Source organism: Saccharothrix sp. DSM 118769 (genome assembly GCF_052936295.1).
Genome location: NZ_CP193627.1, coordinates 1,707,297 through 1,725,337, shown reverse-complemented (window position 1 = coordinate 1,725,337; position 18,041 = coordinate 1,707,297). Strand labels below are relative to the sequence as shown.

The window sequence follows — 18,041 nt, the reverse complement described above, 5'->3', positions numbered from 1 at the left end:
GCCGACCAGTGGACGCGGGAGGTCGACAGCGCGATGAATTGGACGCCCGCACCGTTGCAGCACCTGGTCGACCCGATCGCACGCGCCATGGCGCTGCTCCACAAGAAGCTGCGGGACCTCCGACACGTTCTGGATCGCGATGGGGGTCGCGCTGACCACGTTCGTGGTCGCATCCTCACCGCGGTGGGCACGCCGTCACGATCGTGGGTATCCCGGCGGCGGTTGTGGCGCTGATCGGCGCGGCGGGAGTGACGATCAGCCTCATCAGCGCGACCATCGTGGCGATGGAATCGCACATCAACACGATCGAGGTCGAACAGGCCGCGATCCGGCAGAAGGTCCGCGACCTGGGCTCGACGTGGGCGATGCCGAACAACGGGGACATGGCCGACGCGAGCACGGCGGACGGTGCCGGCTCGGACCGGCGGCCCAGCCCGTGAGGCCCGTCGGACCCCCACCGCTCCACGCCTGGATGCCGGCCACGCGCGTGCGGGAGGTGCGCGGGCTGTGCGTCGGCCTTGGCGTCGGGGGTGTGGCCGTGTGCGCGGTCCTCGCACTGGCGATCGTGGTCGTCGGCGGGATCCTGCCCGCGACCTACCCCCCGTTCGAGACCGTCCTGTGGATCCCGGGGTGCGGCTCGGTGTCGGGGTTGCTGCTGTCCTGCCTGAGCCTGATCTCGTCACGGTCCTTCGTCCGGGGTGAGCAGCTCGACCTCGCCGGCGCGCGTCGGGCCAGGGCCGCATCGGCGGTGTGCTGGCTGAATTCGACCTTGTTCTCCCTGCTGTCCTGGGCCGCACTGGTGGCCGGGGTGAGCAAGGACCTGATACCGACCGGTTCCACCGTCGGCGCGTGGGCCTACCTGGTGCTGGTGACCGCACCGGCGGGCCTGGCCGGTGTCCTGTTCTTCGCCGGACGTGCGCTTTTCTCCCGCTGATCCGCGCATGACGGATTCCCGCCGACCGGAAGAGCACGTCGGGACCTAAGGTCAACCCCCACACGATCAGGTGACAACCGGTGGGGACCGTCCATGACGCTCGCTCTTCTCGCCCTCTGCTACGGCAACCCCGACACGAGGAAGCGCTTCCACGACACGATCGAGGGTTCCATTGGAGGAGTTGTACCCTTCCGGCGAGGCGCACTTCTGGGGCGCGATCCCCCGGCACGACAAACCCATGGAACGGCTGCGCTCCGGCGGCGTCGTGCTGTTCGTCGGCGAGAAGAAAATCAAAGCCACCGGCGAGATCGGACACCTGTTCCGCAACGAGCCCTTGGCCGACCTGCTCTGGAACCAGCACGCCAACGATTCGAGCTTCACCAACGTGTACAGCGTCCTCGACGTCCGGCTCACCGACTACCCGATCACCGATCTCTGGGGCATCGAAGGATTCACCGCCGGCGACTACGTGTACGGGCAACGCCTCGTCGAAGAGCCCAGGTCGTCCCGCCTGATCACGGCTTTCGACATCACCCCAAGCACCGTGGAAGCGGAGTTGAGCGCCAAGCTGAACGCCACCGCCGACCGGATCGGGCTGGACACCCGCGTGATCCCCGTCGAACGAACCCACGTGGACGTCGTCTGGCACCGGATCGCGGAACGGCAGACCGCGTACGAACGGGTTGAAGCCCGTCTGGTCGCCCACTACCGGGATTTCCGCTCCGACGTCGAGATGCACAGCTTCGTCACGCCGAGTGGCAAGCGAGCCGACCTGTACTACCGCGACGACGCGGATGTCGTGGTCATCGAGGCGAAGAGCCTGGCCACGCACAGCAAGGTACGGGAAGCGGTCGCCCAACTGCTCGACTACGCGGCGGACAGCCCGGACGCGGTCACCCGCCTGATGGCCCTCTTCCCGGAACGTCCCGGCGCCGACGGTGTCGCCCTGCTGCACCGACTCGGCATCGACTGCGTCCACCGGAACGCCGACAACCTGTTCACCACGGAACCCGCCCCCGACGAACGCCGTCGGTACATGCACCCGGTCTGGCGCGGCCGCTGACACCCCTCGCCCGGTGAAGCCCCGGTCACCCCGATCGCGGTGATGTGACGTAGCCGTACCGGGGCGCGCTAACCTCTCCCCTGCGGCCCGCCGGGCACCGAGCGCACGCTCGTCGTTGCCCCCACCCGCACGTGTATTCCGCGTGCCCAGGTGGGGGATCAACCGGTGGCTCTCGTGCGCCGCAGCGCTCAGGACCTGCTCGACATGGCCGACCGACTGCACACCGTGCTCGAAGAACAGGCCCGCATCCAGTTCGATTCGGGCGTGGGCAAGGCCGAGGTCCGGTCGTGGCGGAACAGCCTGCCCGCGTTCCTCACCGACGTCGTCGACGCGGGCCTCGGGCACGTCGAAGTGCTGCTGGAGCACAAGCTGCCCCACAACCCCAAGCGGGTCGACGTCGTCCTGTGCGGCACCCACCCCCGACGCGGCACCCCGTCCTACGTGCTGGTGGAGTTGAAGCAGTGGTCCAGCGCCGAACCGGTGGGCGACGACCTGGTACAGGTCCCGCACTACCCGGAGCCGGTGCTGCACCCCGTGGAGCAGGTGCGCCGGTACTGCGAGTACCTCGTCGACTCCACCCCGTCCCTGGCCGAGCAGCCTGGCGCGGTCCACGGCCTCGCCTACCTGCACAACGCGCTGGAGTCGGGTGTCTGGCGCCTGTCCCGGTACGAGATGGACGACTACGGCCGCCTGTACACGATGGACACCCGGTCGCTGATGACCGACCGCCTGAAGGCGCTGCTCGACCCCGACCCCGCGACGAGAGAAGCGGCCGGGCGGGCCGCCGAGGACCTGCTGAACGCACGACACGCGCCGTCCAAGCCGCTGCTCGACCTGGCGGCACGCGAAATCCAGGACCGGGAGCAGTTCGTGCTGCTCGACGAGCAGCAGGTGGCCTACAGCGCTGTCATGCAGGCCGTCGAACGCGCCCGCACCAGCCGCACGCAGACTGTGGTGATCGTGCTCGGCGGACCGGGCTCGGGCAAGAGCGTCATCGCGCTGAGTCTGCTCGGCGAACTGGCCCGGCTGGGCCGGCGCGCCTACCACGCCACCGGCTCCAGCGCGTTCACCAGCACGCTGCGCAAGCTGGCGGGTAAACGCGCACCGCGCGTACAGAGCATGTTCAAGTACTTCAACAGCTTCATGGACGCCGAGGCCCGCGGCCTGGACGTGTTGATCTGCGACGAGGCACACCGCATCCGGGAGACCAGCGTCAACCGCTACACCAAGGCCGAAGCGCGGCAGCGGGCGCGGCGGCAGGTGACCGAGTTGATCGACGCGGCCTGGGTTCCCGTCTTCCTGTTGGACGAGCACCAGGTGGTGCGGCCCGGCGAGATGGGCTCGACGCGCGAAATCGAGGCCGCGGCCAGAGCACTGGGGTGCGAGGTCGAAGTCGTGCACCTGGCGGGTCAGTACCGGTGCGGCGGGTCGGAGTTCTTCGACGCCTGGGTCGCCGGTCTGCTCGACATCGGCCGACGCCCCGCCACCGCGTGGTCGGACCTGGTGACCCGCGCCGACAAGGACTTCGTCGTCCGGGCCGCCGCCACCCCGGCGGAGGTCGAGGAATGGGTCCTGGCGCAGCGGGCGCGGTTCGGCGGGACGGCCCGGCTCGCCGCCGGGTACTGCTGGAAGTGGAGCGACCCCACCACCCGGGACGGCACGAAGGTGCTCGTGCCGGACGTCCGCGTCGGCGACTGGCAGCGCCCCTGGAACGCGAAGCCGGGCAAACGGGTGCCCGACGCGCCCGAGTCCCACTACTGGGCCAGCGACGAGCGCGGCTTCGGCCAGGTCGGCTGCGTCTACACGGCGCAGGGCTTCGAGTACGACTGGGCCGGAGTGATCTTCGGTCCCGACTTCGTCCGCCGGGGCGACCGGTGGGAGGCCCACCCCGGGCACTCCCACGACCCCGCGGTGAAAAAGGCCGAGGGCGCGCACTTCCACAACCTGATCAGGAACACCTACAAGGTGCTGCTGACCCGCGGGATGCGCGGCGTATGCGTCTACTCGACCGACGCCGAGACCCAGGAGTACCTGGAGGAGCTCGCGCGCTGAGCCGCCCTCGACGGCCGCCGGGATTGTCGGTGCCCGGGATTAACCTGCACGTATGACGATGTCGAACGCCACGGAGCTCACCGCGGACCACCACGCGCGGCTCGCCGAGTTGGGGTTGCGCGTCGACCACCTGGACGAGGCGATCTGGGCCGGGGTCGACGCGAGGCTGAGCGCGCCGCCCCTCGGGCCCACCAACGGGGCCGGCCTGCTCGACTGGGTCCACCGGGTCGGCAGGCTGCGCGAGGTGCTGGTGGCCGAGGGGTGGACGAAGGTCGACAAGTGGAACGCGGGGCTCGTGCAGCACCCGTCCAAGCCGGTCGTGCTGGGCACGCTCCAGGGCAACCGCAACACCGGCAACGCCAACGCCCCGCTGCGCAGCGACTACGCCAAGGGCCCGGCCATCGCGGCCATGATGCGCGGCAACGACCACGACCAGCTGTCGCTGTTCGACTCGTTCCACGCGCACGAGTGGAAGCTGTGGTTCCTCGTCACCTACGTCGTGCAGGAGGACGAGCGGACGACCGTCCTGCGCGAGGTGTCCCAGCCCGAACCCACCCCGCAGGGGCAGGTCGTCGACCGCTGGGCCCACCGGATCACGTTGCCGCCGCTGGAGTTCGGCTCCCTGCCGACACCCAGGGCCGACCACACGGCGCACGACGTCGACGTCCCGGTGAGGGTGCGAGAATGACCCGATCATGCTCACGCCCTCCCGCCTCGTCCTCGCCCGCACCCGGCGCGGCCTCACCGCGGCGGAGCTGGCGCGCAAGGCGGGCGTGGCGGGCGTCGCCGACTACGAGCGGGGCCGCCGGGTCCCGAGGCCCGCGACGACGCTGAAGCTCGCCGCCGCGCTCGGGTTCCCGCCCTCGTTCCTCGGCGGAGACGACGTCCCGCACGTCGAACCGGCTTTCACCGGCCCCCGGACCGACCGCACGAGGGCCACCGCCGCCGCACGCCTCGCGCTCGGCTTCGCCGACTGGCTCGACGCGGAGTTCGCGCTCCCCGAACCGGACGTGCCGACCTGGGAGCGCCCCGACCCGGAGACCGCGGCCACGATGCTCCGCGCCCGCTGGGGCATGCCGCACCGACCGGCCCCCACCATGGTCCACCTGCTGGAGGCGCACGGCGTGCGGGTCTTCTCCCTGCCGCCCGACTGCGCCGGCGCGGGCTCGTTCTCCTTCCGCCACGCCGGCACGCCGTTCGCGTTCCTCGACCCGGCGAACGCCCGCGACGACGCCGCCCGCGAACTCGGCCGCCTCACCGGCAGCGGTGACCCGCAAGCGTTCGCGCGCGCCTTCCTCCTGCCGAGAACAGCGCTCCTCGCCGCGGTACCCCGCAACCCGGTCACCGAGCAGGTCCGCGCCCACGCCGCCACCTGGCGCGTCACCCCCCTCGTCCTCGCCCACCGCCTGCACGACCTCGGCCTGCTCACCCCCACCCAGCACACGACGGTCTGCGCCAACCTGGCCCGCGACCACCACCCCGGGCGGCACGAGACGTCCCAGCTGCTCGCCAAGGTCTTCGGCGCCCTGCGCGCCCGCGGCACCACCCCGCACCACGTCGCACGACACCTCCACCTCGACGTGGAGGAGCTGAACGGCCTGCTGTTCGGCCTCGTCCTCACCGCCCTCCCGGGCGGGCGCCACCTCACCGCCGTCCCCCGCCGCTGACACCGCGAACAGCCACCTGTCACGCAGTCCTCGAACGACGGTGCGCGGCCCCGTTCAACGCCCGCGACGCGTGTTCGGCCTGTCCGCTCCCGTGTGGTAGCCCTGCGGCATGAACAACGTGAACAACCTCGACGCCCTGCGTGACGCGCTGCGCCGCTTCGCCGCCGCCCGCGACTGGGACCAGTACCACACGCCGAAGAACCTCGTCATGGCGTTGTCCGGCGAGGTCGGCGAGCTGACCGACCTGTTCCAGTGGCTCACCCCCGAGGAGGCCGCCCGCGCCATGGAGGACCCCGAGCTGGCCTGGAACGTCCGCGACGAACTGGCCGACGTCGTCCACTACCTCGTGCGGCTGGCCGACAAGCTCGACGTGGACCTCGTCGAGGCCGCGTTCGCCAAGATCGAGCGCAACGAGCGGCGCTTCCCCACGAGCTCGTTGGAACCCGTCGAATGACCTACAGGTAGGTCAGCAGCAGCAGGAACAGGGACAGCAGCAGGATCAGGGCGAACAGCGCCGCGGCCCACGTCGGGTCGGTGGGCGGGCGGGCACGGGCGTGCCTGCCCCTGCGTCTGCCCCTGCGCGACCGCCACGGCACCGCTGCCTCCCCACCCCGCTAGCCGCCGTTCATGCCGCTACCGTAGGGAGGACCACAAGCACCCGACCCAGCGTCACCCGCACGCGCCAGGGGCATCCCCCGGTCAGCCCTCTCGTTCGCCGGAACGTGACGATTCGTCAAGGATGTGATCGCCGTGGGTGTCCTCGTGGTCGGTGCGGGCATCGCCGGGGTGGCCTGCGCCCGAGCGCTGACCGACGCCGGGATCGACACGCGCGTCCTCGAACGCTCACCGGTCGTCGGGGGCCGGATGGCGAGCAAGCGCTACGACGGTCGGCGGGCGGACATCGGCGCCGGGTACTTCACCGTGTCGGACGCCCGCTTCGCCGCCGTCGTGACGCGCTGGCAGGGGGCCGGCCTGGCCCGCGAGTGGACGGACACGCTCGCCGTGCACTCCGCCGACGGCGTCTCGCACACCACCGGCCCGATGCGCTGGGCCGCACCCGGCGGACTGCGGTCCCTCGTGGAGGACGTGGCGTCCGGACTGGACGTCACGACCGGGCACACCGTCGAGTGGGTCGAACCCGGCCCCCGCGTCGACGGCGAACCCGCCGACGCCGTCGTCCTGGCCCTGCCCGGACCGCAGGCGCTGCGCCTGCTCGACCCGCGCCTGGCCGGCACCCGGACCGCCGCCGGGGTACAAGACTGGCTGCCGTCCCTCGTCGCGACCCTGGAGTACCCGACGCGGAGCTGGGCGCCGTTCCACGGGGCGTTCGTCAACGACCACCCCGTCCTCACCACGCTGTTCGACGACGGCAGCCGCCGGGGCGACGACGCGCCCGTGCTCGTCGCGCACACCGACGACGCGTTCGCCGGGCAGTACGTGGCCGACGCGCCCGCCGCGGCCGACGAGGTCGAGGTCGCCGTCCGCGAACTGCTCTCCCTGCCGGAAGCCGCCGTGAACGTCCACGTGCACCGGTGGACGTTCGCCCGTCCCGCCGCCCCCGGCACGGCCCCGTTCCACCTCGACGACGACCTGGTCGGCATCGCCGGTGACGCGTGGGGCTCACCGAAGGTCGAGACCGCCTGGCTGTCCGGCACCCTGCTCGGCGAGGCCCTCGCGGCCCGGCTCGGGCGGTAAAGCAGCCACGACAACGCAAAAAAGCCCCGAGGGGACGCTTCGCATGAAGCGTCCCCTCGGGGAAAGAATGTTCGGCGGCGTCCTACTCTCCCACACCCTCACGAGTGCAGTACCATCGGCGCTGGAAGGCTTAACTACCGGGTTCGGAATGGGACCGGGTGTTCCCCAACCGCAATGACCACCGAAACACTATGAAATTACCAACCCGTAGGCACCACACCCAGATCGGGCATGATGGTCCGGTTCGGTTCTTTCAGAACCGCACAGTGGATGCGTAGCATGTTTGTGAGCAAGTCCTCGGCCTATTAGTACCGGTCAACTCCAGCCGTTACCGACCTTCCATCTCCGGCCTATCAACCCAATGGTCTCTTGGGGGCCTTAACCCACGAAGGGTGGGATACCTCATCTAGGAACGAGCTTCCCGCTTAGATGCTTTCAGCGGTTATCCCTTCCGAACGTAGCCAACCAGCAATGCCCTTGGCAGGACAACTGGCACACCAGAGGTCCGTCCGTCCCGGTCCTCTCGTACTAGGGACAGCCTTCCGCAAGTATCCTACGCGCGCGGCGGATAGGGACCGAACTGTCTCACGACGTTCTAAACCCAGCTCGCGTACCGCTTTAATGGGCGAACAGCCCAACCCTTGGGACCTACTCCAGCCCCAGGATGCGACGAGCCGACATCGAGGTGCCAAACCATGCCGTCGATATGGACTCTTGGGCAAGATCAGCCTGTTATCCCCGGGGTACCTTTTATCCGTTGAGCGACCACGCTTCCACAAGCCATGGCCGGATCACTAGTTCCGACTTTCGTCCCTGCTCGACCTGTCGGTCTCACAGTCAAGCCCCCTTGTGCACTTGCACTCGACACCTGATTGCCAACCAGGCTGAGGGAACCTTTGAGCGCCTCCGTTACTCTTTGGGAGGCAACCGCCCCAGTTAAACTACCCACCAGGCACTGTCCCTGATCCGGATCACGGACCGAGGTTAGACATCCAGTACGACCAGAGTGGTATTTCAACGATGACTCCACACTGACTGGCGTCAGCGCTTCACAGTCTCCCACCTATCCTACACAAGCCGAACCGAACACCAATACCAAGCTATAGTAAAGGTCCCGGGGTCTTTCCGTCCTGCCGCGCGTAACGAGCATCTTTACTCGTAGTGCAATTTCGCCGGGCCTGTGGTTGAGACAGTCGAGAAGTCGTTACGCCATTCGTGCAGGTCGGAACTTACCCGACAAGGAATTTCGCTACCTTAGGATGGTTATAGTTACCACCGCCGTTTACTGGCGCTTAAGTTCTCAGCTTCGCCCCGAAGAGCTAACCGGTCCCCTTAACGTTCCAGCACCGGGCAGGCGTCAGTCCGTATACATCGTCTTGCGACTTCGCACGGACCTGTGTTTTTAGTAAACAGTCGCTTCTCGCTGGTCTCTGCGGCCGAAAAATCCTAGCCCGCAAGGGGCTTCAAATCCCTCGGCCCCCCTTCTCCCGAAGTTACGGGGGCATTTTGCCGAGTTCCTTAACCACAGTTCGCCCGATCGCCTCGGTATTCTCTACCTGACCACCTGTGTCGGTTTGGGGTACGGGCCGCATGAACACTCACTAGAGGCTTTTCTCGGCAGCATGGGATCACTCTACTTCGCCTCAATCGGCTATGCATCACGTCTCAGCCTATATGCCTGGCGGATTTGCCTACCAGACGGCCTACACGCTTACACCAGTACTACCACTCACTGGCGGAGCTACCCTCCTGCGTCACCCCATCGCTTGACTACTACAAGTTCAGGTCCCGCGCTCCACGTCGGGTCCTCATCCGAAGAATCAGACCCGGGCTTCGGGCGGTTAGTATCACAAGCCTCGCCATGGGCGCGTTCACACGGGTACGGGAATATCAACCCGTTGTCCATCGACTACGCCTGTCGGCCTCGCCTTAGGTCCCGACTTACCCTGGGCGGATTAGCCTGGCCCAGGAACCCTTGGTCATCCGGCGGCAGAGTTTCTCACTCTGCTTTCGCTACTCATGCCTGCATTCTCACTCGTCCAGCCTCCACACCTGGATCACTCCGGCGCTTCAATGGCTGAACGACGCTCCCCTACCCATCCAGACACTAGTTCTGAATGACACGGCTTCGGCGGTGTGCTTGAGCCCCGCTACATTGTCGGCGCAGGACCACTTGACCAGTGAGCTATTACGCACTCTTTAAAGGGTGGCTGCTTCTAAGCCAACCTCCTGGTTGTCTGGGCGACCCCACATCCTTTCCCACTTAGCACACACTTAGGGGCCTTAGCCGGCGTTCTGGGCTGTTTCCCTCTCGACTACGAAGCTTATCCCCCGCAGTCTCACTGCCGCGCTCTCACGTACCGGCATTCGGAGTTTGGTTGATTTCGGTAAGCTTGTGGGCCCCCTAGACCATCCAGTGCTCTACCTCCGGCACGAAACACACGACGCTGCACCTAAATGCATTTCGGGGAGAACCAGCTATCACGGAGTTTGATTGGCCTTTCACCCCTAACCACAGCTCATCCCCCAGGTTTTCAACCCTGGTGGGTTCGGGCCTCCACGCGGTCTTACCCACGCTTCACCCTGGCCATGGCTAGATCACTCCGCTTCGGGTCTAGACCACGCGACTATGAACGCCCTATTCGGACTCGCTTTCGCTACGGCTACCCCACACGGGTTAACCTCGCCACGCAGCACTAACTCGCAGGCTCATTCTTCAAAAGGCACGCCGTCACCCCTAAAGGCTCCGACGGATTGTAGGCACACGGTTTCAGGTACTATTTCACTCCCCTCCCGGGGTACTTTTCACCTTTCCCTCACGGTACTAGTCCGCTATCGGTCACCAGGTAGTATTTAGGCTTAGCGGGTGGTCCCGCCAGATTCACAGCGAATTTCACGAGTACGCTGCTACTTGGGAACACTGTAAGAAGACGGTGAGTTTTCGCGTACGGGACTTTCACCCTCTACGGCCGCGCTTTCCAGACACGTTCCGCTAACGACACCGTTTTATGACTTCTTGTCAGTCCGGCAGAACTGACGAACAGGTCCCACGACCCCGCACACGCAACCCCTGCCGGGTATCACACGAGTACGGTTTAGCCTAGTCCGCTTTCGCTCGCCACTACTCACGGAATCACGGTTGTTTTCTCTTCCTGCGGGTACTGAGATGTTTCACTTCCCCGCGTTCCCTCCACATACCCTATGTGTTCAGGTATGGGTGACCCCACATGACTGGGGCCGGGTTTCCCCATTCGGACACCCTTGGATCTCAGCTCGGTTGACAGCTCCCCAAGGCTTTTCGCAGTCTCCTACGTCCTTCATCGGCTCCTGGTGCCAAGGCATCCACCGTATGCCCTTAATAACTTGCCACAAAGATGCTCGCATCCACTGTGCAGTTCTCAAAGAACAACCAGACACCCCGCCACACTGTCAACGCCTGCCAAGTTCACCCTGGCGGTTCGGAGACGGGCGGAGCCCTGTCGTTTCTCGCTGAGGAAAACACTCGCGTGTTCTCTCAGGACCCAACAGCGTACCGAACAGAAGTCTCAAACCCCCTGCGAACCCTTCCACGCCCTGACGGACAGTACTAACTTCGCAGGCAATCAGTGATTCTGCATTAGCCAGCATCCACATATATGAGCTCCACCCGACGATCATTCGCCGTCGGCGTGGCCTCCACCATGGTCCGAAGACCGCAGTGCAGATGCTCCTTAGAAAGGAGGTGATCCAGCCGCACCTTCCGGTACGGCTACCTTGTTACGACTTCGTCCCAATCGCCAGTCCCACCTTCGACCGCTCCCCCCCTTGCGGGTTGGGCCACGGGCTTCGGGTGTTACCGACTTTCGTGACGTGACGGGCGGTGTGTACAAGGCCCGGGAACGTATTCACCGCAGCGTTGCTGATCTGCGATTACTAGCGACTCCGACTTCACGGGGTCGAGTTGCAGACCCCGATCCGAACTGAGACCGGCTTTGTGGGATTCGCTCCACCTCACGGCTTCGCAGCCCTCTGTACCGGCCATTGTAGCATGTGTGAAGCCCTGGACATAAGGGGCATGATGACTTGACGTCATCCCCACCTTCCTCCGAGTTGACCCCGGCAGTCTCCCATGAGTCCCCGCCATAACGCGCTGGCAACATGGAACGAGGGTTGCGCTCGTTGCGGGACTTAACCCAACATCTCACGACACGAGCTGACGACAGCCATGCACCACCTGTACACCGGCCACAAGGGGGCCAATATCTCTACTGGTTTCCAGTGCATGTCAAGCCCAGGTAAGGTTCTTCGCGTTGCATCGAATTAATCCACATGCTCCGCCGCTTGTGCGGGCCCCCGTCAATTCCTTTGAGTTTTAGCCTTGCGGCCGTACTCCCCAGGCGGGGTGCTTAATGCGTTAGCTGCGGCACGGAGGACGTGGAAGTCCCCCACACCTAGCACCCACCGTTTACGGCGTGGACTACCAGGGTATCTAATCCTGTTCGCTCCCCACGCTTTCGCTCCTCAGCGTCAGTATCGGCCCAGAGACCCGCCTTCGCCACCGGTGTTCCTCCTGATATCTGCGCATTTCACCGCTACACCAGGAATTCCAGTCTCCCCTGCCGAACTCAAGTCTGCCCGTATCGACTGCAGGCTCCACGTTAAGCGTGAAGTTTTCACAGCCGACGCAACAAACCGCCTACGAGCTCTTTACGCCCAATAATTCCGGACAACGCTCGCACCCTACGTATTACCGCGGCTGCTGGCACGTAGTTAGCCGGTGCTTCTTCTGCGGGTACCGTCAGTTGCCCTTCGTCCCCGCTGAAAGAGGTTTACAACCCGAAGGCCGTCATCCCTCACGCGGCGTCGCTGCATCAGGCTTTCGCCCATTGTGCAATATTCCCCACTGCTGCCTCCCGTAGGAGTCTGGGCCGTGTCTCAGTCCCAGTGTGGCCGGTCACCCTCTCAGGCCGGCTACCCGTCGTCGCCTTGGTAGGCCATTACCCCACCAACAAGCTGATAGGCCGCGGGTCCATCCCATACCGCCGGAACTTTCCACCCACCACCATGCAGTGGCAGGTCGTATCCGGTATTAGACCTAGTTTCCCAGGCTTATCCCGGAGTACAGGGCAGGTTACCCACGTGTTACTCACCCGTTCGCCGCTCGTGTACCCCGAAGGGCCTTACCGCTCGACTTGCATGTGTTAAGCACGCCGCCAGCGTTCGTCCTGAGCCAGGATCAAACTCTCCAATAAGGAATGAGTTCGATCGCTCCGAACAACACTGACAAGTAATGTCAGTTGTCCAGTAACAATCTCAAAGGAATCCTCTTGACGAGGATCATAAATTTACTGGCTATTCGGCACGCTGTTGAGTTCTCAAAGAACACGCGCTCACCATCGTGTCCCGCGTCTTACCGCGGTTCATTCCGGGGCTTTGTGTTTCCGGTGTTTCGCTTGTGTCTGAAGCTTAGCTCGTTCGTTTTCGCGGTGTCAAATCGGCCGTTTCGGCTTCTTCGCTCCGCGTCACAACCCGCTTCGCATTCAGTTTTTATCCTACTCCCCCGCGCCCGAGGCGGCACACTGTGCCGCTTGTTCTTGCTCCGGGGGTTTCGCCGCGCTCCGTTCCGGTCTGTCCCGGCCCGTTCCGCGCTGGCAGAGAGAAAGTTACACCCCGCCCAACGCGGAGACAAATCGGGGGTGCGGAGCCCTGTCTTCGCAGGTAGTACCCCGTGCCCAGGTCCTCAAACCCGGCCACCTGTGACCGGAGCCACTCACACCAGTTTCCCGTGCGGCGCGGAAGGCAGCTGGACGGCCACCGACAGCCCTCCCCCGGGCACAGCCGAGGCGTGCACGCGACCCTCGTGAGCTGCGACGGCGGCCCGGACGATGGACAGCCCCAGGCCGGTCCCGGTGCGGGCGGTCCGGTCGGTGCCTCCCCGGCGGAACGGCTCGAACAGCTCCTCCACCCGGTTCGGGGCGATGAGCTGCCCCGAGGAGGACACGCGCAGCAGGGTCCAGTCGGGTCCGCCCTCGGTGCGCACCTCGATCCACCCGCCGGGCACGTTGTGGCGGACGGCGTTCTCCAGCAGGTTCCCGGCGATCCGTTCCAGCAGCGCCGGGTCGCCGACTGCCGGGGCGGGCGCGGACAGGAACGAGGCGCGCACCTGCCGGTCCTCCGCCTCCGTACGCACGGCCTTCCACGCGGACTCGACGACGGCGTTCAGGTCGACGGGTTCCCGCACCGCGAGGCCGAGGCCGTCGGTGCGGGCGAGCAGGAGCAGCGCGCTGACCAACTGCTCGGCGCGTTCGGTGGCGGCGCGCACGACGCCCGCCATGCGGCGCAGCTCGTCGGTGTCGGCGTCCGGGTCGGCGAGCGTCACGTCCAGCTCGGTGCGGATGACCGAGAGGGGGGTGCGCAGTTCGTGGGAGGCGTTGGCGACGAACCGGCGCTGCGACTCGAACGCGGCCTGGAGGCGGTCGAGCATCTCGTCGAACGTGTCGGCCAGTTCGGCGACCTCGTCACGCGGCCCGGCGAGCCGGAGCCTCTCCCCCAGCGACTCGGCGGACAGCCGCCGGGCGGCGTCGGTGACGTCGTGCACGGGTTGCAGGACTCGGCCGGTGATGGTCCAGGCGAGCAGGGCCGCCGCGGCGACGACGCAGAGGAACGCGATGGAGCCGGAACTCAGCACGTCGTCGCGGGCCTGCCGGCCGAGGACGTCCATGAGCACGCCGGCGTCGACCTCGCGCCCGTCGACGAACACGGTGCTGCCGTCGGCGAAGCGCGGTGAGGAGGCGATGACGCGTCCGACGAGGAGCCAGCCGAGCAGCAGGAGCAGGCCGCTGACGAACGCGACCAGGCCGGTCGCGAGCAACGTGATCCGCGTCCGCAGTCCTGGTCCGCGCCGGCGGGCCAGTTCGGAGTTCAGCGCGGGCCTTCTTCGGGGGTGCCCGCCGTGGGCACGCGGTAGCCGGAGCCGACCACGGTGTCGATGATGCCGGGTTCGCCGAGCTTCTTGCGCAGCGTCATGACGGTGACCCGGACGGTCGTGGTGAACGGGTCGGCGTTCTCGTCCCACACGCGTTCGAGGAGTTCCTCGCTGGAGACGACGGAGCCCTTGGCGGCGAGCAGGACCTCCAGGACGCCGAACTCCTTGCGGGTCAGCTCGACGGGGTGGCCGGCGCGGCGCACGGTGCGGCGGGCGGGGTCGAGTTCGACGTCCTGCGCGGTGAGCAGCGGCGGCGTGGCGGGGGTGGCGCGGCGGGCCAGCGCGCGGACGCGGGCGACGAGCTCGGGGAACGCGAAGGGCTTGGCGAGGTAGTCGTCGGCGCCGAGGGACAGGCCGGCGACGCGGTCGTCCACGCCGGCGCTGGCGGTGAGCATCATGACCCTGGTGAGGGCGCCGGAGCTGAGGATCTCCTTGCACAGCTCGTCGCCGGACATGCCGGGCAGGTCGCGGTCGAGCACGACCACGTCGTACCGGGTGACGGTCGACTTCTCGTGGCCGGTCTCGCCGTCGTAGGCGACGTCGACCGCCATGCCCTCTCGCCGCAGGCCCCGGGCGATCGCGTCGGCCAGCGGCACCTCGTCCTCGACAACCAGGATTCGCACCCCTCAACGGTGCCACAACTGCCTGAGAAGCTGCTTAGCGCGAGCCGGCGGCGGACCGCCAGGCGGTGGACAGCCGATCGGCTGTCGGTCCTCGGCAGGTTGTCGATCACCGGCCGGTCCGTGGACGACGCGCTGACGCAGGGGTGCCCCCGCTCGGGGATCCCCTCGCGCACAGCCAACCACAGGGGACCGACAATTCGCGGCCGCACGGGGTGCGCCTGTGGACAACTGTGGCGAATGGGCGCTCAGGAATGCGCGGGCGGGTCCTCCGATTCGCTGTGGGCGGAATTCACCATTGCCGTTCCGGCGCGCACCAGGAGGGTGCCGACGAACGTGGTGCACCAGGTGCGCACACCTGGTGGGCGGCGTTGGGTGGGCACCTCGGGCTGCGCCACCGGCGGCGCGGTGGCGGGCGGTGGGTCGCGCCGGGTGGCGACCAGGTCGTGCCAGCGGCGTTCCCACTCGGCGACCGGGCCGCCGCAGGCCCGCACGTAGGCCGTGGTCACGGCCAGGCTGGGCAGCCTGCGGCCACCGGCGGCGTCGCACAGGGCGGCGGCCGAGAAGTGGACCCGCCTGCCGAGTTCCCGGTAGGGCGGGCCGCCGGCCTCGGCGCGCAGGCGCCTGAGGTCGGCGGCGAACCGCAGCAATTCGTCGTCACCCGCGTCGAGCGGGCGTTCTTCGCGTGGCATCTCCACACCTCCTTTGTCGTCCAGTGTTCAGGCGTTGTCGTTCGCGGTCGAGGAATACACCGTGAACAACCTGATCGGGGTACAACTGGATTCCGAGGAGGGGATTTCGATGAACGGGATTGCGCGTGTGCTCGTGTCGGTGGTTTCGGTGTTGACGGGTGTGGCGGGGTGGCGCCACGTCGGACGGGGGCGTGACCGGCCGACCGGGTCCGAGCACGGCGGCGCGCCGCCGCGGCACGACCGTGCGCCTCGCGTTCCCTTCCCGTCGCGCGCAGCGACCCCGGTCGCGGGGCGGCGGGCGGGAGCGCGGGGCTCCCGGGACCCGGCGCCCCGGTGGTCGACCGGGGTCGCGGCGGAGGCGGGGTGCGCGTCTCCCGTGCGGGCGGCGCTCACCGGTGCCGCCGGTAGCGGCGGCGGGAAGGTGGTCGGGCTACTTCTCGACGGTCGCGCCCACCTCGGCGGGCTCGGCGGCGACGACCCACTCGGTGATCCGGCGGGCGACGTCCTGCGCGGTGAGGCCGAGGTCGGCGAGCACCTCGCCGCGCTCGCCGTGCTCCTGGAACTCCTGGGGGATGGCCAGGTCGCGCAGCGGCACGTCCACGTCGGCGTCGCGCAGCGCGGCGGCCAGCGCCCAGCCGAAGCCGCCGTGCCGGCCGCCGTCCTCGACGGTCACCACGAGGCGGTGCCGCGCGGCCATCCCGACGAGGTCGGTCGGCACGGGGAACACCCAGCGCGGGTCGACGACGGTGACGCCGATGCCCTGGTCGGCGAGCCGCTGCGCGGCGGCCAGGCCGAGTTCGCCGAACGCGCCGACGGTGACCAGCAGCACGTCCTCGCCGGAGCGGTGCAGGACGTCGACGGTGCCGACGCGCTCGACGGCGGGCAGGTCGGGGCCGACGGACGCCTTCGGGTAGCGGATGACGGACGGCGCGTCGGCGATCCGCACGGCCTCCCGCAGCTCCTCGCGCAGCGAGGCGGCGTCGCGGGGCGCGGCGACGTGGATGCCGGGGATCAGGCCGCAGATCGACAGGTCCCACATGCCGTGGTGGGAGGCGCCGTCGGGGCCGGTGACGCCGGCGCGGTCGAGCACGACGGTGACGCCCTGCTTGTGCATGGCGACGTCCATGAGGAGCTGGTCGAACGCCCGGTTGAGGAACGTCGCGTAGATCGCGACGACCGGGTGCAGGCCGCCCATGGCGAGGCCGGCGGCGGAGGTCATGGCGTGCTGCTCGGCGATGCCGACGTCGAAGCACCGGTCGGGGTGGAGGCCCGCGAACTTGTCCAGGCCCGTCGGGCCGCGCATGGCCGCGGTGATGGCGACCAGGTCGGGCCGCTCCCCGCCGAGGGTGGCGAGTTCGTCGGCGAACACGTGGGTCCACGTGCGCTTGGACGGGCCGACGTTCTCGCCGGTGATGGGGTCGATGACGCCGGTGGCGTGCATCTGGTCGGCCTCGTGGTTCTCGGCGGGCGCGAAGCCGTTGCCCTTGCGGGTGACGGTGTGCACGATGACCGGTCCGCCGAAGGACTTGGCGCGGCGCAGCGCGGACTCCAGCGCGGCGTGGTCGTGCCCGTCGACGGGGCCGATGTACTTGAGGCCGAGGTCCTCGAACAGGGCCTGCGGGCTGATCGCGTCCTTGATACCGCGCTTGGCGGCGTGCAGGGCGGCGTAGAGGGCCTGGCCGAAGATGGGGGCGGACTGGATGGCGGTCTTGCCGCGTTCCAGGGCGCGCTCGTAGCCGGGCTGGAGGCGCAGCGACGACAGGTGGTCGGCGAGGCCGCCGATGGTGGGCGAATAGGAGCGGCCGTTGTCGTTGACGACGATCACGACGGGCCGGTCCGCGCCGGCGGCGATGTTGTTCAGCGCCTCCCAGCACATGCCGCCGGTCAGGGCGCCGTCGCCGACGACCGCGACGACGTGCCGCCGCTGCCCGGTGATCTGGAACGCCTTGGCCAGGCCGTCTGCGTAGGACAGGGCGGTCGAGGCGTGGCTGTTCTCCTCGACGTCGTGCTCGCTCTCCGACCGCGACGGGTAGCCGGACAGGCCGCCCTTCTGGCGCAGCGCGTCGAACCGGTCGGCGCGGCCGGTGAGGATCTTGTGCACGTAGCTCTGGTGACCGGTGTCGAACACGACCGGGTCGTGCGGCGAGTCGAAGACCCGGTGCACGGCCATGGTCAGCTCGACGACCCCCAGGTTGGGGCCGAGGTGCCCGCCGGTCCGGGAGACCTTCTCGACCAGGAAGCGCCGGATCTCGTCGGCGAGCCGCACCAGCTCGTCGTGATCCAGGCGCTTCAGGTCCGCCGGTCCGTGCACGGATTCCAGCAGCGTCACTCGTGCCACCTCGCCCTAGTGGTTC

At 67.6% G+C, this 18,041-nt stretch carries 13 protein-coding genes and 3 rRNA genes; 8 read left to right on the top strand and 8 right to left on the bottom strand.

Annotation, left to right across the window (positions count from 1 at the left end; all coding sequences use genetic code 11):
- The first annotated feature begins 224 nt into the window (after positions 1-224).
- The 7 genes from ACRAKJ_RS08315 to ACRAKJ_RS08285 all read left to right on the top strand — a co-directional run bounded on the left by ACRAKJ_RS08315 (position 225) and on the right by ACRAKJ_RS08285 (position 6,170).
- Entirely contained in the window at positions 225-440 is a 216-nt protein-coding gene (locus tag ACRAKJ_RS08315) for a hypothetical protein (RefSeq protein WP_438921268.1), read from the top strand.
- A gap of 98 nt (positions 441-538) precedes the next feature.
- The gene (locus ACRAKJ_RS08310; RefSeq protein WP_447008907.1) at positions 539-934 is read left to right on the top strand and encodes a hypothetical protein; all 396 of its coding nucleotides are present in this window, start codon (positions 539-541) and stop codon (positions 932-934) included.
- A 238-nt stretch (positions 935-1,172) separates the two neighbouring features.
- Complete coding sequence (locus ACRAKJ_RS08305) at positions 1,173-1,997, top strand: hypothetical protein (protein ID WP_438921266.1); 825 nt, start codon at positions 1,173-1,175, stop codon at positions 1,995-1,997.
- 165 nt (positions 1,998-2,162) lie between these two features.
- Positions 2,163-4,049: a DNA/RNA helicase domain-containing protein gene (locus tag ACRAKJ_RS08300; RefSeq protein ID WP_438921265.1), complete on the top strand. Its 1,887-nt coding sequence runs from the start codon at positions 2,163-2,165 to the stop codon at positions 4,047-4,049.
- A 52-nt stretch (positions 4,050-4,101) separates the two neighbouring features.
- Positions 4,102-4,737: a hypothetical protein gene (locus tag ACRAKJ_RS08295; RefSeq protein ID WP_438921264.1), complete on the top strand. Its 636-nt coding sequence runs from the start codon at positions 4,102-4,104 to the stop codon at positions 4,735-4,737.
- 7 nt (positions 4,738-4,744) lie between these two features.
- A complete protein-coding gene (locus ACRAKJ_RS08290) occupies positions 4,745-5,716 on the top strand; it encodes a helix-turn-helix domain-containing protein (protein ID WP_438921263.1) in 972 nt (323 codons plus the stop codon).
- 109 nt (positions 5,717-5,825) lie between these two features.
- On the top strand, positions 5,826-6,170 hold the full coding sequence (locus tag ACRAKJ_RS08285) for a MazG-like family protein (protein ID WP_438921262.1): 345 nt from the start codon (positions 5,826-5,828) through the stop codon (positions 6,168-6,170).
- A 1-nt stretch (position 6,171) separates the two neighbouring features.
- Here ACRAKJ_RS08285 and ACRAKJ_RS08280 read toward each other — a convergent pair whose 3' ends face one another.
- Positions 6,172-6,312, bottom strand: a complete 141-nt coding sequence (locus tag ACRAKJ_RS08280) for a hypothetical protein (protein ID WP_438921261.1) — start codon at positions 6,310-6,312, stop codon at positions 6,172-6,174.
- Positions 6,313-6,466: 154 nt separating this feature from the next.
- Between ACRAKJ_RS08280 and ACRAKJ_RS08275 the strand changes: the two genes are divergently transcribed.
- A complete protein-coding gene (locus tag ACRAKJ_RS08275) occupies positions 6,467-7,411 on the top strand; it encodes an FAD-dependent oxidoreductase (RefSeq protein ID WP_438921260.1) in 945 nt (314 codons plus the stop codon).
- A gap of 69 nt (positions 7,412-7,480) precedes the next feature.
- On the opposite strand, the gene rrf is transcribed toward ACRAKJ_RS08275, so the two are convergent.
- From rrf to dxs, 7 genes are all read right to left on the bottom strand, one after another.
- A 5S ribosomal RNA gene (gene rrf / locus ACRAKJ_RS08270) occupies positions 7,481-7,597 on the bottom strand.
- Between the two features lie 99 nt (positions 7,598-7,696).
- A 23S ribosomal RNA gene (locus tag ACRAKJ_RS08265) occupies positions 7,697-10,780 on the bottom strand.
- Positions 10,781-11,125: 345 nt separating this feature from the next.
- Positions 11,126-12,642: ribosomal RNA gene (locus tag ACRAKJ_RS08260) — 16S ribosomal RNA — on the bottom strand.
- The 16S, 23S and 5S rRNA genes sit together here, the layout of an rRNA operon.
- Positions 12,643-13,160: 518 nt before the next feature.
- The gene (locus ACRAKJ_RS08255; protein WP_438923269.1) at positions 13,161-14,315 is read right to left on the bottom strand and encodes an ATP-binding protein; all 1,155 of its coding nucleotides are present in this window, start codon (positions 14,313-14,315) and stop codon (positions 13,161-13,163) included.
- Positions 14,312-14,998, bottom strand: a complete 687-nt coding sequence (locus ACRAKJ_RS08250; RefSeq protein WP_438923268.1) for a response regulator — start codon at positions 14,996-14,998, stop codon at positions 14,312-14,314. The genes ACRAKJ_RS08255 and ACRAKJ_RS08250 overlap by 4 nt, the downstream gene beginning before the upstream one ends.
- Positions 14,999-15,243: 245 nt before the next feature.
- The gene (locus ACRAKJ_RS08245) at positions 15,244-15,687 is read right to left on the bottom strand and encodes a helix-turn-helix domain-containing protein (protein WP_438923267.1); all 444 of its coding nucleotides are present in this window, start codon (positions 15,685-15,687) and stop codon (positions 15,244-15,246) included.
- A 430-nt stretch (positions 15,688-16,117) separates the two neighbouring features.
- Complete coding sequence (gene dxs, locus ACRAKJ_RS08240; RefSeq protein ID WP_438923266.1) at positions 16,118-18,016, bottom strand: 1-deoxy-D-xylulose-5-phosphate synthase; 1,899 nt, start codon at positions 18,014-18,016, stop codon at positions 16,118-16,120.
- Positions 18,017-18,041 lie beyond the last annotated feature (25 nt).

Bases quoted from the DNA above. Each gene is read 5' to 3' on its own strand.
- ACRAKJ_RS08290 (WP_438921263.1), top strand. From the start codon at position 4,745: ATGCTCACGCCCTCCCGCCTCGTCCTCGCCCGCACCCGGCGCGGCCTC.
- ACRAKJ_RS08285 (WP_438921262.1), top strand. From the start codon at position 5,826: ATGAACAACGTGAACAACCTCGACGCCCTGCGTGACGCGCTGCGCCGC.
- ACRAKJ_RS08295 (WP_438921264.1), top strand. From the start codon at position 4,102: ATGACGATGTCGAACGCCACGGAGCTCACCGCGGACCACCACGCGCGG.
- ACRAKJ_RS08305 (WP_438921266.1), top strand. From the start codon at position 1,173: ATGGAACGGCTGCGCTCCGGCGGCGTCGTGCTGTTCGTCGGCGAGAAG.
- ACRAKJ_RS08245 (WP_438923267.1), bottom strand. From the start codon at position 15,687: ATGCCACGCGAAGAACGCCCGCTCGACGCGGGTGACGACGAATTGCTG.